Origin of the sequence: Methylomonas defluvii (assembly GCF_033949435.1) — a bacterium.
GTDB classification, from domain to species: Bacteria; Pseudomonadota; Gammaproteobacteria; order Methylococcales; family Methylomonadaceae; genus Methylomonas; species Methylomonas defluvii.
On record NZ_JAXARY010000040.1, the window covers coordinates 1 to 15,927 of the forward strand.

Consider the following 15,927-nt stretch of genomic DNA (forward strand, 5'->3'; position numbering starts at 1 on the left):
TTTGGCCCAGTGGGAGCGAGTCTACAATTTGACGACATATAAGCATTAGCTAATTAAAAACTGACCGCTAAAAGCCGGGACCAATAAAAAGCTAACCCTGAGATTTTAGATATAATATGCCCAACTCAAATCGTAGCAGGGCTTGCCGTGGCATATTCATGGAACGATCCGGATGCACAGGACTTGTGGACGCTCACTAGCGACGAATCCGCATTGTTGCCAGGCATGACCGACAAAGGACGGCTCGGTTTCGCGGTTCAGCTCAAGTTTATGGAAATGTACGGTCGATTTCCTGAACGCCAGGAAGAGGTAGACCGGAACGCTGTGCAGTGGTTAGCCACGCAACTGGGTACAACGACGGATGCGTTGTCATTGTATGAGTTTGGCGGCCGCCAAGGACAACGGCATCGGCGCACTATTCGTATTTTTCTTGGTTTCCGCCGCGCAACCGGCACTGATCTACAACAGCTTGTGCAGTGGCTATGCGACGATGTATTGCCGTTAGACCCGCAAGCCCGCCACGGCCTCGACGTGGCGCTCGATTGGTGTCGCACACACCATCTGGAACCACCCGCCGGCGATCATCTTGATCGCGTCATTCGGTCCGCAGTCCATCGTTACGAAACACGGCAACTGGAGACCATTTTTGCGCGATTGAGCGCGGCCAACAAAGCCGCCATTGACCGGTTGCTTGCCAGCGAGGAACCTGACTGCGAAGAATCGCTCAACGAGGAATCGACAACCATCTCCTTTAGCGACCTGAAGATCGACCCCGGCAAAGCCAACCTCGATAGCTTGCTAACTGCCATCGCCAAGCTCAAGTGTATCGCCGATATCGGCCTGACGCCTGCCGTATTTCAGGATATTCCCGTCAAGTTTATTGATCAATTCCGGCAGCGTTGCGGAGCGGAATCGATCCGAGAATTACGGCGCCACCCTGACGCGATTCGCTATAGCATGGTGTCCATGTTCTGTTGGCGGCGTCAGCAACAACTGATCGATGCCTTAATCGATCTGCTGTTGCAGGTCATTCACAATTTGGGTGCCCGGGCCGAAAAAAGAATCGATAAGCGCCAATTCGCTGCATTCAAAAAGGTGCGAGGCAAAACACGGCTTCTATTCAAGCTGGCCGAAGCCACCGTGGATCAGCCGGAAGGGCTTGTCAAGGAGGTTGTCTATCCCGTGGTAGGACAGAAGATATTGCAGGAATTGGTTGAGGAGTTTAAGACCATGGGGTTCGACTTCGAGCGGGAAGTGCAGGAAACCATGCGCTCATCCTATGGTCACCACTACCGGCGGATGCTGATACCGGTACTGGAAACGCTATGCTTTCAATCCAATAACACCGTACACCGTCCCGTCATCGACGCCCTGGATATACTGAAGGCCAATCGCGACAGCCAGCGGCAATACTACAATGCCGATGAAGTTCCGCTGGAAGGCATTGTAGAAAAGAAATGGCGCGATATCGTGGTGGAGCCAGACAAGGAAGGCAAAGACCGGGTTAATCGCATCAACTATGAAATCTGCGTACTGAAAGCTCTGCGTAAGCGCTTGCGCACCAAAGAAATCTGGGTTGCCGGCGCGGATCGCTATCGCAACCCGGAGTACGATTTACCCGCCGACTTCGCGGCCAAGCGTGATAGCTATTACGAGCAGCTGAAGGCTCCCAAGGATGCGGAAGCATTCATTGCACAAATACAGTCCGCCATGCGGGAATGGTTGACCAGACTGAATACCGGGCTTCCAAGCAATTCTAAGGTTCGCCTGCGTAAGCAAGGCAAAAACCTTATCCACCTGACACCATTAGATCGGCAGCCAGAGCCACAAAATATGGCGGCGCTAAAACGCGAGATTGGGCGGCGCTGGTCAGATGTCGAGCTGATTGACATTATCAAAGAGGTTGACTTGCGGCTCAATTTTACGACAGCGTTTCGCACCAACGCCAGTCGTGAAGCGCTCGACCCGGCATTGTTGCAACGCCGCCTGCTGCTTTGTCTATTCGGCATTGGCACCAATGTCGGCCTAAAGCGCATCGCCAGTCAACAGCCAAGCGTCAGCTTTGAGGAGCTACGCTATGTCAAACGCCGATTTTTGCAGAAAGACGCACTGCGCTCATCCATCAGCGAAGTTGTCAACGGCATTTTCAGGATTCGCAATCCGGCCATTTGGGGCGACGCGACGACTGCCTGCGCTTCCGATTCCAGGCAGTTTGGCGCCTACGATCAGAATTTGATGACTGAATGGCACGCGCGTTATGGTGGGCGCGGCGTCATGATTTATTGGCATGTGGATACTAACTCGACGTGCATCTATTCCAAGCTTCGGCGCTGTTCCTCGTCCGAAGTGGCGGCGATGATCGAGGGCGTACTGCGGCATTGCACGAATATGGAGATTGAACGCCAGTATGTCGATAGCCACGGCCAGAGCGAGGTGGCTTTCGCCTTCAGCTATATTCTGGGCTTCGACTTGTTGCCTAGACTCAAGGCCATCGCCAAGCAGAAATTGTATCTGCCGGCAACGGCAGACGCGGCACAGTACGCAAATTTGGAACCGATCTTGACCCGCGCTATCGATTGGAATCTGATACGGCAGCAGTACGACGAAGTTATCAAATATACAACGGCGCTACGTTTGGGGACAGCAGAACCGGAAGCCATCCTGAGCCGCTTCACCCGTGCCAATGTCATACACCCCACTTACAAGGCGCTGGCAGAGCTGGGTAAGGCGATCAAGACGATTTTCCTGTGCCGTTACTTGCACGATGAATCGCTGAGGCGGGAAATTCACGAGGGCTTGAACGTGGTGGAGAACTGGAATAGCGCCAATGACTTCATCTTCTATGGCGAGCGGGGCGAGTTCGCAACCAACCGCATAGAAGATCAGGAATTAGGGGTTCTGTCTCTTCACTTGTTGCAAGTTTGCCTGGTGTACGTGAATACCCTGTTCATTCAGGAAGTGCTGGCGGAACCTGCTTGGCGTGATCGCATGACAGTAGATGACTGGCGTGCGATCTCGCCGCTGATCTACCATCATGTGAATCCCTATGGTCGTATCGAGTTGGATATGGCACGGCGCTTGACCCTGGCCGCATGATCCGCCGAGAACGAGGGTTTTTGATAAGCCTTCTTTGATCGCTGAAGTCATTGTCAGACGTTCACAGCACTAATTTTCGTCGGCATGAAAATTCGGGTTTGTTTTTGTCACTATAACTTAATTTAATACCTTTTGTGTGTCATACTATAAATGACGGGTTAAGTGACAGTTTTTGATAAACAAATCATATTCTCCCATGCTGTCACATAATCGACCGTATAAGTGACAGGTGAAAAATGCTAATTGGCTATATGCGGGTTTCAAAAGCGGATGGTTCTCAGGCATGCGATTTGCAGCGCGATGCGTTAATGCTGGCTGGCGTCGATTCAAAGCACCTTTATGAAGATTATGCCTCGGGGAAACGGGAAGACCGTCCCGGCCTGGCCGCCTGTCTAAAAGCCTTACGAGAAGGCGATACGCTATTGGTCTGGAAGCTGGATCGATTGGGACGCGATCTCCGCCATTTGATCAACACGGTACATGATCTGACCAGTAGAGGTGTTGGTCTCAAGGTTTTAACAGGTCACGGCGCTGCTATTGATACGACAACCGCCGCCGGCAAACTGGTCTTCGGTATTTTTGCCGCGCTGTCTGAATTTGAGCGTGAGTTGATTTCAGAGCGAACCGTAGCCGGATTAGCATCAGCTCGTGCGCGCGGCAGGAAAGGAGGCAGACCCTTTAAGATGACACCCGCCAAACTGCGGTTGGCCATGGCGGCGATGGGGCAGCCGGAAACAACGGTGGGAAATCTTTGTCAGGAACTGAACATTACCCGGCAAACCTTGTATCGGCATGTTTCGCCCAAAGGCGAACTGCGGCCGGATGGCGTAAAGTTACTGTCTAGCGGTTAAAAGTCCTATGACGAAAAAACTCAAACTCGCGACAGCCCCCGCTGCAATTGAATGCACAACCAAGCCGCTACGATCCCGAGTAACCAGCGTCCGCCCAGCTCGCAAAACACCATCCAGTCCACGAACCAGGGTACCTGGCGGGGATTGATGCCCGATTCGGCAATGTCTTGAAACGATATTTCCAATTTGCCTAATAGCTGTGCCGGTAAAGTCGCCATGATCACCAGAACTGCTGCCAATAAACCCAATCCGAGCAACCATAACCGTTGCCGCCAGCCTTGCACCGGCCAAATTAGCAGAATCGAACCTTCGATGACCATTGGCACGAAGCTATGCAGCAAATGGGCAGACGACTTCAATACAGTCTGCGGTGGAATGAAATGACTGGCGTTCAGATAAACAGGCCGCAGTACCCAGGCCGACAACTCAATCGAGGCATCCAATTGGGATTGTGCAGATTCCACCAGCTTTAATCCGGGGGATAAGTCCGGCGCCATCGAGATCATGACGGCCTTCAGCAATGGGAACAGGCCTGTTATCAAGCTGTCCCCAAAAAACACAACCAAACCGGACAACACCAGCCAGGCCAGCAAACCTTTCAAGGTCAGAACAAACAGCTCACGCCGGCTCATGGCTTTGACGTGTCGAACCAAACGCCCACCAGGCAAAATAGAAACAGCCCAACACCACCATCAATGTCGGCGCCACATAGGTATGAATCAACTGAAACCAACCGGGTTGGTAAGCGATGACGAAATACAGTACGCAAATGCGCAACAGATTGATGCCATAGATCAAGCCGATGCCCAACAGCAAACCCAGCGCCTTCCGTTTTAATCCGGACGGAAACGCCAAAACGGCGGACATCACCAAAAACAACGCCCCGGCGCCGTCGCAGCCGCGCACGATTTCCAAGTCGGCCTTGGCGGAAAGCAGATGGTTTTGCTTAGGCCAAACCTGTTCCAACGGTGCTAGCCAATTGACCAGATCGGCGCAAACCGCCACCACACCGTGGAAGTAGATGACATTGGCAAACAGGTCGACCGGAATCTTGAAGTAAGCGTAGTCGAGCAGCGCGTAGCAGGCTACGAATAGCATGAAGGTTACCCACTCGGGGAATTTTTTCGGTTGGACTTTTTTCAATGCTCACGTGCCATAGTTAAAGCGCCTTGCGATACGTTTTCGACTTTGAAGCGTGCGGTACGTACCTCACCGCACGCTTCGAGTTTGATCTAACAGTGCGATAACGTACCCCCAATAATCGTGCGAGACGGTCACATTACATTAAGTTGGAATCATCTTGACCCAAATCTCATAAAGGTCGCGCAGACTCTTGCCGGTTTTTCTTTTACTTAAGACACCATAGGCGAGCGTTACCAGCATCCATACAGGATTAAACGGTACAGAACCAAACCCAACAAGAACCGGTTGACCGTAATCGGCATCTTTTTTATTACCAAATCTTTGATCCCATCGAAGCGATGGGTAATTAGTCAAAAAGACCATGCTTAAATACATGCCCACATCTATTGCAAGAGAAAAAGTTTGGTTAGACAATTCCTCTTCAGGAACTTCAATAGGAAAGGATGAGTGAGCTTTAATCTCTTGAATTTCATCATCTGTGCGTGGGCGCGACTCAACTTGCGCTGCTAACCAGTTTCCCAACGGATCAAGAGATGCTGCCGTGAAATCGGCTTGCCATGATTCAAAACCCTGTGTCTGCTGAACTGCGTTCCTTAGCTCGTCAAGTCTTTCCGGAAGAATGTTCTGAAACCATGCGAAATAGTCCCGTAACTCCTTTTTAGACATTTCCCGAAATTTAAGTGTAAACGGTGGCTGTATCGTTGCGTAGGTCATGGTTAGTGAATAATTACGTTGATACTATTTTGTTTTAGCATGTCTAGCAAAGGTTGCGACGGCCCGCCAACACCGGTAACAGGACTTTGGAAGAAGTGCCAAGTCGCACCGTCAATTCGTCCAGTATTAATCAACTCCGCATCCTTGACAATCTGATTTCTGATGTCAGCGGTTAAAGATGTGTAGCCCACTTTCGATTCGTTAGCAACACGATTGACCAGTTGATCAACGTAACGTCCACCTTGGCTTGTGTTGAAATAGACCTGCGACTCGCCGCCAAGCAACTTCAGCGCATTTTCACCGATTTGTCCGGTGGAACCAATTTTACTGTATTGATTTGCCGTATTCGCTACGGCATTTGCCAAACTTGAAGCCGTTTTACTCTCAAATTGAGAAGCACCGCCTGTGACAGCCGCAGCCGCAATTTCCAATCCCCCTTGAAATCCCCAAATCGCGGCATTCGAATAATTACCGGCTTGGTAATTAAGCGCCGATTGCTGGAGCGCGTTCGAACCTGGAGTCAGCGTATTGAGTCCGCTACTCACGTAACTAATACCTTGTGTTTGCCCCCAATCCATGACCTGTCTGGCCAACAGGCCATTCGGATCATTAAAATTGATCGGATTGTTGTGGACGTAGCTGTAGCGGTTGAGCCCATCGACGTAGCCCAGCGGGTCGCGCTGGGTAAACCGGATTTGGTTCGGATCGTAATACCTCGCCCGGTAGTAAGTCAGCCCACTGGCGTCGGGTTCTCTGCCGGTGTAGCCGTACTGCGGAACGGTGCCAAGGCCGCCGATCTTGCTACCGTAGGCGTCAAACCGTTGCGTGGCGGTGACGGCCTTGGCGGCGTTGGTGGTCGCCAACACAGAGCCCAGGCCGTCTTGATGGTAGTACGTCGCCGTGGCGGTCGGCAGATTGATGTTGCCGGTCAGCCGGGCCAGCGGATGGTCGGTGCCCGCTTGCACATAGACGGCATTGGCTGTCGTCCAGGCGGTGCCGGGGTATTCGGCGTAGATCGAGCTGCCGTCGTAATGGTAGTTGGTGGTGACGCTGCCTTCGGTTTTCTGAATGCGCCTGCCCTGGTCGTCGTATTTGAAGCCGGCGGTGGCGACGGCGTTGACTTGCACTTGGTTGAGCCGGTTGAAACTGTCGTAACCGTATTGGTTTTGGTTGCTGCCCGCGCAAGCCGCGTCGCTGGCTCGGGTGACGGACGTACCGCTGCATTTTTTGCTCTGGTTCCCTGCTTCGTCGTAGAGGTAGGCTTCCAGCAAGGCGCCGTTGAGGTCGGTTTGATGGACTTCGGTCAGCTGGTGGGCGGTGTTATGCTTGTAAGCCGTGGTGTTGGTGACCGGATTTCCCAGCTGTTTCAGTACCCGGTTGTTGTAGACGTCGTAGCCGAAGGCTTGGGTTTGCGTGGTGGTGCCGTTGTTGACGTTGACCAGCCTATCCAGCGGGTCGTAGCCATAGGTGTAGCTGAGAGTGGCTTGGCCGCTGAGGGTTTCCTGATTGGTCTTGCGCCGGCCTAAACCGTCGTAGCCATAGCTGGCTTGGGCGATGACGGTGGCGGCGTTCTTATGGGCGATTTTGTTGAGGCTGTTGTCGGCGTTCCAGGTCAGGGTTTGATCGATGCCGTTGGGGTAACGGGCTTCGACCAGCCGACCGCCATTGTCATAGTCGAAGGTGTAGTGGTCGAAGTTGGGCGCCCACAGGCTGATTAGCCGGCCGACTTCGTCATACAGGTAGTAGGTGCCGCGGCCATCGTTGTCGGTCAGGCTGTCGAGCTGGCCGCCGGGGCTCCAGGTATAGCCGAGGGTTTTGTAGCCCCGGTTGTCGCTGACCTGTTGCAAGCGGTGGGCGGCGTCGTATTGGTAGTCGTAGGCGGCTTCGAGCTGGCTATTAGGCGTTGGGCTCCAGGTTTCGGCGCGGGTGGGTTGCCCCAAGGGGTTGCGGCTGTAGTCGATCTTTCTGCCGTCTTCGGCAGTGACGCTGAGCAGTTGGTGGCCGTAATCCCAGACGTAAGTCAGGGTGTGGCCGGTGGCGCCAGGGGTTTGTTGGGTCTTGACGTTGTTGTTCAGGTCGTAGGTATAAGTTGTGGCCTGGCCCAAGGCGTCGGTTTCGGTGAGTTTGCGGCCAAAGTCGTCGGTGATGTAACTGGCTTGGGTGGCCACCGTGTCGCTAGCCGATGCGCCGGTATCAGGGTCGATGGTTGTGCCGCCGTCGGCCGTGGTCTGGCCGGCTTTGATTTCCTTTAGATTGCCGAGGTTGTCGTAGACGTAGCGGGTGACCGGCCGGATGGTTTGGTTGAAGGTGGCGCTGCTTGGGTTTTGGTCGACATAAGCCGGGCCGGCGACGCGGATCAAGCGGCCCAGCGCGTCGTAACGTTTCAGGGTATCGCGAGCGGCTTCCGTGGAGCCGGCCGCCGGGGTGTCGGTGGTTTTGACGACTTGGCCCAGCGCGTCGTAATCGAACTGGCGGATTTGCCCCAGGGTGTAGCTGCCGACCTTGGGTTGGGTGACGCTTTTCAGGCGGCCGTCTTGCGCGGCATTCCAGTAACTGTAGACGGTGCTATTGCCGTTGGGGTCGGTGACGGCTTTAACCCGGCCGGCCGCGTCCAGTTTGCGGCTGACGTTGTGCCCGGCCTTGTCGTAGGCCTTGGTCCAGCGGTTGACGGCATCGTAATCAAAGCCCAGCGTGTAGTTGTCGGGGTCGGTGATTTGGATGAGGTTGCCGGCTGCATCGTATTGGTATTGACTGACGTGGCCGCCGGCGTCCAATGTTTGTTCGAGGCGGCCGGCGCTGTCGTACTGGCGAAAGCCCGAGTCCCAGAGCCGCAGTTGGCCATTTTGGTTCAATACCAGTTCCTGGCCGTTCAAACGGCCGTCGCCGTCGTAAAAATAGTCGCGCGGGTGGCCGGCTGCATCGGTGCCGGTCAGAGGCAGGTTGTCGGCGTCGTAACTGCTACTGACGGTCTGCCAGTCGGCATCGATGCCTTGGCTTTGCCGGCCCAGGCTGTCGAATTGCAGCGTAGCGGTGTCGGCCGGGTCGGACGCATTGATCACGCCGTCGCCGGTCTTGTCGCCCAGCCGGGCGATTTGGGTCGGATACAGGGTGTTGGCGTCATAGGTGGTGGTGACGGTCGGTCCCGTGCCGCCGGCGAAGGTGCCCAACACCGCGCCGCTGAAGTCGCGCAGGGTTTTGCTTTGGGTGGGCTGGCCGCTGGCGGCGTCGTAGTTGCGTTTAGTCCAGGCGGCAATGTTGGCCAGGGCCGGGGTGGTGCCGGCGGTCGGCACGATGCCGGTTTTCAGCTTGATGGTATCGGTCAGGTTGCCCTTGGCGTCGTATTTGAGCAGGGTCCAGTTGCCCAGAGCGTCCTTGATGCGTTGCGGGGCGTTGAACGCGGTAAAGTCGTAGTATTCGGTGGTGGCGCTGGACGGCTGGATGATGCGGGTGACGTTGCCGGCGGCATCGTATTGGTATTGCACATTCAAGCCGGCCGGATCGGTTTCGCTTAGGCGGTTGAAGGGATTGGCGGCATCGTAGCTGTAGTCGTGGGCGGCGCCTGCTTCGTCGACGATACGTAGCGGGTTGCCGTTGGCATCGAAGCTATGCCGACGCTCGAAGCCGCGTTCGTTGACGGTGACGGTTTCGCGGCGGAAGTCCTGGTAACGGAAGGTGGTGGTTTCCGGGAGTAGCGTGCCGTTGTTATGCCGTTGGTGGCGGAACACCCGGCCATCCACGTAGTAGGAAAACTGCATGCCTTCGCCTTGCGGCGCGGTGGTGCGTTTCAATGCATGGTTCAGGTTTTGGCCGTCGGCGCTGCTGTAGTAGCTGTACGTGACTGCGGTGTGTTGATTGGCGACCGCCAGCGGGCTTTTGTACGTGGTCAGGTTGCCGTTGCCGTCGTAGCCGTATTGATGGCTGGCCAGCACTGTACCGCCGCTGGCTTTGACATCCACCTGGCTGATGCGGCTGGTCGTGTAGCTGAACGCCAGCTTGCGGCCGGGGCCGTCGGTCACGTCCTTGAGAGTCTGGTCGGCGTTGTAACTCAGCGTCAGGGTATTGAGGTTACGGTCCTTGATGGTCAACAGTTTGGCGGCCTGGCCGGCGGTAGCGCCGGGATTGCTTTCGAAACCGTAACGCAGGCCGTTCTTTTCGGTGACACTCCAGCTGCCGTCGGCTTCGCGCTTCAAGACCGAATACACACCCGGCGCGGCCTGGAAGGTGCTATTTGCCGGCACAGTCGTGCCACTCAGGCGGAAAAAGCGCTCGCTGCCTGTACCATCCAGCCAGCCGACTTTGACGTAGCCGGCCTCGCTGCCGTAGAAATTCAATTTGTGGTTGAAGCTGTGAGTCCAGCCGAAACCCACCGGGCCATCCTTCGGATTGCGGCTGTTGTAATTGCGCTCAAATACCAGCGGCAAACCCCGGCCCGATACTGAAATGTCCCGCTCCGAATGGTACATATTGCCGGTGGCCAGGTTGACCGGGTCGCCGCCCCAGCTTTGCAGGGCGTTCCAACCGTTGGACAAGGTGGTGGAGTTAATCAACGCCCCGGTATAAAAGCTGCTGGGCAGGAAGCTGTCGCGGGGATAGCTGGTGGTGATTGGACTCGGATTGACTAAAGGGTAGCCGCCGCCGAGCCCTCCGGCGATCATGGCGGAGAAGTAGCCCTTGGTTTGGTTTTCCACCATGTAGACGGCGCCATTCCAGGTTTTGGGTTGGGCGCCGCCGTCGGTGTAGGCAATGGTTTTCTTGGGGACTGTCACCGTGGAACCGTCGTTAACAGCGGCGGTGATGGCGGTTTGATAAGGAGCCATGCTGGCATCCATCAGACTAGACCAACTGCCGATATTACTCGAATTGAGCGTGACCAGCGGGTTAGCGCCGCCGGATTCGCCGGCAAATTGCAGGCCGCGTACCGTGGATACCGCGTCAGTGCGAATCAGTTCCTGCCAGATGAAATGCTCGTAGGCCGACGCGCTGTAGGCAAACAGCTTGAACGTGGGCCAATATTCAGCGCGTTGCGCGGCAGCCGTCGTCGCCGTCGTGTCGAGTTTGACCAAATGGGCGACATTGCCCAATACATCGATATAAGGCCCGCTTGGATGCACGGCGAACGGTAAATCGAACAGGTAATCGACCTTGAGTCCGGCGGCGGTCAAGCCGAGATGGGTACCGCTTTCGCCGCTGATGCCGTTGAGCTCTCCCAGGTACTGCCCCGCATCGGTCACGTAACGCAGGTACTTCATCAAGGCGATATGCAGCAGTTCGCCTTCCGTTTCATCGTAATTGGCGGCGTTGGCCGGCGTCGGAGCGGTCGGCGCCGATTGCACGGTTTGCGTCAAACGCTCGGCGCGCTCCGCAATCAGCCTATCCGAGCCTTGATGGGCATAGGCCATCAAGGCGTGGTGGGCGCCGGCGGTCAGATTGGTGTAAACGGTTTTGTTGAAGCAATGCAGGTCGGGGTCCGGCGTGCTGTTGGCCGGGTCGTCGTTGCGGCATGACGCTTGGGAGAGACTGGTATCGCCCAAAGTTACCTTCATGATCAACCGATGTTGAGTGCCCAAAGTGACGGCGCTCGTGCCGGTGGCCTGGACCACGCCATCGACCTTGATGATCGGTTTGAGATTGACCAAACTAGGCGGCGTGGCCAGATCGCCGTTCCAGTTGTTCCAGAGAGTTTGCGAGCCGGCATCGGCCGGTATGTAGGACAACGTCAGACGCTGGTGAACGATGGACGGCAACGACAGGATTTGCTCGGCGACCAGATCGGCGCCGCTACCGTTTTTGACTTTGATCGACAGGCGATGGCGGTGGCTATCCGGCAGACTAGCGGCCTCGGGTGATGACGAACCGCTCCAATTGACGTATTGCGTGACTTTGTAGGGTAGCGTGACCGGCAAAATGTCGTAATTTCTGGCGGTTTGTTCCCCGAGGTAAGGCACGTCCAGCAAGGTGTTGTCTGCGTTAAGACCTTTTACGTAAGTCTCAACCTGAGCGGCATAGCGCTCGTGCGGCAAGGTATGCGTGCGGCCGGTCAAATAGCCGGTCGCACTGTAGTCGAATGCCACGCTGGATTGAATGCCGGCGATACCGGGCTGATAGGTATTATCCTTGAAACTGGGGTCTAGCGGAATCCAGCGGTAGCCGGTGTTGTCGGCAGACGCACCGCGATAATTGCCGTAAGGTAAACAGGCCTCGACCCAGACATGGCGTAGAAAAATGCCATTGGCATTCGAATATTTTCCGGCATAAGGATTGAGGTTGCCTGACAAAATAGAGCCAGCGGCTTGGTAACTTTTGGCACCGAGCCAGCGTGGACCGCGGCCGTTGGCGCCCAGATTGGACGAATCGATTAACTGGATGTCGCCCAGCACGTAACGCGCAGGAATGTTGGAGGCACGTAGTAGCGCAATCAGCAATGAGGCTTGGTCGGTCGAGCCGCCGGCACTGCTGTACAAGGTGCCCTCCGAACCTTTCATAGAGCCGAAATAGGGCTCGAAGCGGATGTTGTTATAAACGTACTGGTATATTTTGACCGGTGAGTAATTCAGTTTCGCGGCAAGATTTTGAATTTCTCCGGAAATGATGACGTCTTCTGTAGCATTTAGATCGGCAGGGGCATAACCGCAGGCCAGCGCTTCGGTGGGCACGGAAGGTGCCGCCGCTTCGGCCGGTTTACCGAGCATATCCAGCAGAAAGGCATAGGCCGGCACGTCGGGCTTGAATGGCCCGGCGCTCAGATAGCGGGGTAGTTTCTTACTGGGCTCCGCCGGTGTCGGTTCGATCTCCGCGCCCAATCGGGTCGTCGGCGTTGGAATTGCCTCGGGCGCCATGTCGGCGCTTTGTTTCCGGTGATGCAATGCGCGCAATTCGGCCTTGGCATTCCCCAAAGCGCGGCGGCGATCGCCGTCCTGATGAGCAGAAGAAAATCCCGATAACGAGCGATTGATGCGGTCGAAGCGCTGCGCGACCTGCTTGGCATAACGGTCGAAGTCATCCACTTTGTCGGGTTGTTTCAGCCCGGCCAGTTTGGAGCGCATCCGGTCGAGTTCGGCCTCCACATCCTGGCGTAAATCGGCAATTTCAGAACGTTTGGCTTCCAGCAGCTCTTGCTTGGACGATAGCAGATTGGCTTGACCGTTCTGTTGCAGCCTATCCTCTTCATCGGCTTCATCGAGCAGTTCGGCGGCTTCATCCAGATGTTCGCGCAATTGCTGCGCCAAGGGATTGCCCGGTTGTTGATGCACTTTGAGTAGCGTTTGTACCACGGCATCCGGTAACACAGCTGCGTCTTGCGGCGCGGCGAATAGTGATGATGTTGCGAGCAGACCCAGGCAGAGCCAAACGAACGCCCAGGGAGAGCGAAAACCGGAAACGAGTGACATGGAAAATTCCTTGGCCGAGCCTTTGGGTTTAACGGAGATTGCGCGCTTTAGTATGTTCAACATGCCGCATGATGAAGGAAAGCAGCCCTCCCATCAGCAACATAGCCCAGGTAGGCAATGCCGGGACCTGGGTGGGCTCAGTTGGCTCCGCTACCTCGATTTGACTGGTAACAGAGGTTTGCATATCGGCTGCCAACACCTCATAGGTAAAATTATATAAGCCAAGTGAAGTAGGCGTGCCGCTGATCTGGCCGGTATTGCTATCCAGGCTGAGTCCATCCGGTAAATCGCCGGAACTCAGTAGCCAGCTATAAGGCGGCGTGCCATTGCTGGTGTTTAGTGCGGCGTTGTAAGGTAAATCGATAAAAGCGGTCGTGAGAGGGATGGCGGTGGTTTCGCCGGCGACGCTGCGTCCGTTGCCCTTCAGCAAGCCGAAGGCATCCGGTACGTTGGGATTGGTGCCGAGCAGGGCTTGTGTCTCGGTACCATCGGGCAGGCCATCGCTGTCGGTATCCGACAGAGTCGTTGCCGGGATCGACGCTAATGTTTGCGTGGTGAGTAAAGCGTCGCCGCCCCAACTGCCGTTGGCTTGTTGCTGGGCAATGAGAAAACTTTCCGCATTCACGACGGCCGGGTCGCTAGCGCCAAGTACGGTGCTCAATGCGCGATAGGCTAGCGCGGTTTCCAATACTGTTCCGGCGCTGCCTTCGCCGAATCCACCACCCGGCGTTTTCTGTTGGGTTTTCAGCCAGGCGGCGCCATTGGCCAGAACGCTGGAAATCGTCGTCGAACCACAGCTTGAAGTGTTGTAACGGCTTAACACGATCAAGCTATAGGCGGTCGGCAAAATCTGGCTAGACTGGGAGCCAGTGGGGGGTACGAAATAGGGCCAGCCGCCGTTGCCGGTATTGCGCTGGGCAACGATGTTACAGACACTGTAGCCTTCCTGAGCATAGCTTGTAGCACTCACCTTTATGGCCTCCAACGCCATGGCCGTATCGGGATAACTGGTGCTGTAGTGGTCGTAAGCCCCCCAACTGCTCTGGGGCGACGCTTCATCGTTGCGCCAAGTGATCAAGCGGGATGCTAAATCCGAGGTATCGCGTCCGGATCGTGCCAGGGCGATGATCTGGCGGGCCAAGGCGTCCGTGCTATAGGCTTCGTGATTTTGCAGCCAGGCTACCCCTTTCGCATAGGTATCGCTTTTGGTCATGCCGGCATTGATCAAGGCTTCGACAGCGGCGGCGGTCTCCGCCATCTCCAATCCCGGCGCTCCCTGCCAACTGCCATCACCGTTTTGGTGGGTAATCAGCCAAGCCATGGCTTTGAATCGGGCATCGTCGATGGGTGCCGCCATTGTGGCTGTTGCCGTGAAAATACCTGAGCACACCGCAGCCAATCTTAAACGTTTCATTTCCATGTTATCCCTGATCCAATCATCCGGCCGAGAACATTCCGCCTCAATCAAATCCGATACGGTTTACGAGTGGGATAGTCATCTGCGGCTAAGCCATAACCATCCGTTGATCCAACCACATTTGCCAAGCCATCGGAAATACTATCGGATAAGCTTGCGCGTAGGTGAGCGGACTATGTCCCGGCACTTACGGATTTAGTGAGGCTAACGCGGCAAATAATGGTCTCGCCGTGAGAAACTACAGGAATAATATGACAAGTGTATTAAGGGCGAAAATCAAGGTTGGTACTGAGCTAAATTTATTTGGCGGTTTTTCCGGTTATGTGAATACTACCCAAACTTTAAAGCGAGGCCATGTGTGAGCAACGTCCATTCCCTTCTTCCGAAACTGACAGTACATCGGCAATTTATCGATGATTTTGTTGCGGCAACAGCACCGTGCTTTGCGCTCGGCATGATTGAGGAACGAAAGCAAAAACTTGGCCTTCTGACGCTTCGGCCCGGCAAGAGCATTCCTCAGCAGATCACGGAACCAGGCTTCAATTTTGGGCATTCGTTGCTAGGCGATGCCCATTTCGAAGTTGTCCATTTTGCCTTCGATTTCTACGGTTTCGGTACCTACAACGTCTTGGTCAATCCTAACAATCCGTTGGTACAGGCGGTGCTGGATATCATGGTCAGCACAGGAGAATACTTTATCCTGGTAATCGGACCGAATCAGGGCGTTACAGCTTTTCGTTCCGAGATTGGAAAAGAGGGTTTGACGGGACTAAAAGACAATCTAAAGCGTATCAAACGCTCGACCACGACCGATGCGCAGTATCAGCAGGCGCTCAGTAATTTTCAACAATGTCCAGACCCACCCGGTCAATTGCTCAATTGGGTATGTCGGGACAACATAGGATATCTGGATATCGCATCTGATCGTTTGGAGATGACGCCTGCCTCGCCTCGGGAAGAAACGGTGGCTACCGACGATAATACCTGTCGCGTTTCTCAAAGGCGAGCGCTTGCCGAATTGCTGGATCGCAAGGTTAATGAACTTGCCAGGGCAGGCGTTGGTGACGATTTTATGTTGTTGGCCCATATGGAGCCTGACATGCATCTGTTCAAGCGGTTACTGGATCTTTCCGACGGTAGCGGAATGAGCGACCTTTGTGCCGAATATCCCGGACTGTATCGATTCGCAAAGCTGCTGGAGCAAATCGCGATTGGCATTCAATCGGGAGAGATTGAGGTGCCTCGCTAGTTTTTGTCCCCTCGTTCAATTAGCTTAACCTAATATGTCGTCAAATTGTAGCTTCGCTCCCACTGGGCC

Annotated in this window: 8 protein-coding genes; 3 read left to right on the forward strand and 5 right to left on the reverse strand. The window is 55.1% G+C overall.

All coding sequences use genetic code 11. The features are described from left to right. Nucleotides 1–129 precede the first annotated feature (129 nt). Both QLH52_RS23860 and QLH52_RS23865 read left to right on the forward strand, forming a co-directional pair. The gene (locus tag QLH52_RS23860) at nucleotides 130–3,096 is read left to right on the forward strand and encodes a Tn3 family transposase (RefSeq protein WP_425258005.1); all 2,967 of its coding nucleotides are present in this window, start codon (nucleotides 130–132) and stop codon (nucleotides 3,094–3,096) included. A 236-nt stretch (nucleotides 3,097–3,332) separates the two neighbouring features. After that, entirely contained in the window at nucleotides 3,333–3,947 is a 615-nt protein-coding gene (locus QLH52_RS23865; RefSeq protein ID WP_319963201.1) for a recombinase family protein, read from the forward strand. 20 nt (nucleotides 3,948–3,967) lie between these two features. Here QLH52_RS23865 and QLH52_RS23870 read toward each other — a convergent pair whose 3' ends face one another. The 5 genes from QLH52_RS23870 to QLH52_RS23890 all read right to left on the reverse strand — a co-directional run bounded on the left by QLH52_RS23870 (nucleotide 3,968) and on the right by QLH52_RS23890 (nucleotide 14,606). Next, a complete protein-coding gene (locus QLH52_RS23870; RefSeq protein ID WP_319963202.1) occupies nucleotides 3,968–4,579 on the reverse strand; it encodes a hypothetical protein in 612 nt (203 codons plus the stop codon). Next, nucleotides 4,566–5,045, reverse strand: coding sequence for an exosortase family protein XrtM (gene xrtM / locus QLH52_RS23875; protein WP_319963203.1), 480 nt, complete (start codon nucleotides 5,043–5,045; stop codon nucleotides 4,566–4,568). The genes QLH52_RS23870 and xrtM overlap by 14 nt, the downstream gene beginning before the upstream one ends. Nucleotides 5,046–5,231: 186 nt before the next feature. After that, nucleotides 5,232–5,804 (reverse strand): hypothetical protein, encoded by a 573-nt coding sequence (locus tag QLH52_RS23880; protein ID WP_319963204.1) that lies wholly within the window; start codon nucleotides 5,802–5,804, stop codon nucleotides 5,232–5,234. A gap of 2 nt (nucleotides 5,805–5,806) precedes the next feature. After that, a complete protein-coding gene (locus tag QLH52_RS23885) occupies nucleotides 5,807–13,192 on the reverse strand; it encodes an RHS repeat-associated core domain-containing protein (RefSeq protein ID WP_319963205.1) in 7,386 nt (2,461 codons plus the stop codon). A gap of 28 nt (nucleotides 13,193–13,220) precedes the next feature. Next, entirely contained in the window at nucleotides 13,221–14,606 is a 1,386-nt protein-coding gene (locus tag QLH52_RS23890; RefSeq protein WP_319963206.1) for a putative Ig domain-containing protein, read from the reverse strand. A 361-nt stretch (nucleotides 14,607–14,967) separates the two neighbouring features. Between QLH52_RS23890 and QLH52_RS23895 the strand changes: the two genes are divergently transcribed. Further along, on the forward strand, nucleotides 14,968–15,858 hold the full coding sequence (locus QLH52_RS23895) for a hypothetical protein (RefSeq protein WP_319963207.1): 891 nt from the start codon (nucleotides 14,968–14,970) through the stop codon (nucleotides 15,856–15,858). The last annotated feature ends 69 nt before the right edge of the window (nucleotides 15,859–15,927 follow it).

Bases quoted from the DNA above. Each gene is read 5' to 3' on its own strand.
- QLH52_RS23865 (WP_319963201.1), top strand. From the start codon at position 3,333: ATGCTAATTGGCTATATGCGGGTTTCAAAAGCGGATGGTTCTCAGGCA.
- QLH52_RS23870 (WP_319963202.1), bottom strand. From the start codon at position 4,579: ATGAGCCGGCGTGAGCTGTTTGTTCTGACCTTGAAAGGTTTGCTGGCC.
- xrtM (WP_319963203.1), bottom strand. From the start codon at position 5,045: ATGCTATTCGTAGCCTGCTACGCGCTGCTCGACTACGCTTACTTCAAG.
- QLH52_RS23880 (WP_319963204.1), bottom strand. From the start codon at position 5,804: ATGACCTACGCAACGATACAGCCACCGTTTACACTTAAATTTCGGGAA.
- QLH52_RS23885 (WP_319963205.1), bottom strand. From the start codon at position 13,192: ATGTCACTCGTTTCCGGTTTTCGCTCTCCCTGGGCGTTCGTTTGGCTC.
- QLH52_RS23890 (WP_319963206.1), bottom strand. From the start codon at position 14,606: ATGAAACGTTTAAGATTGGCTGCGGTGTGCTCAGGTATTTTCACGGCA.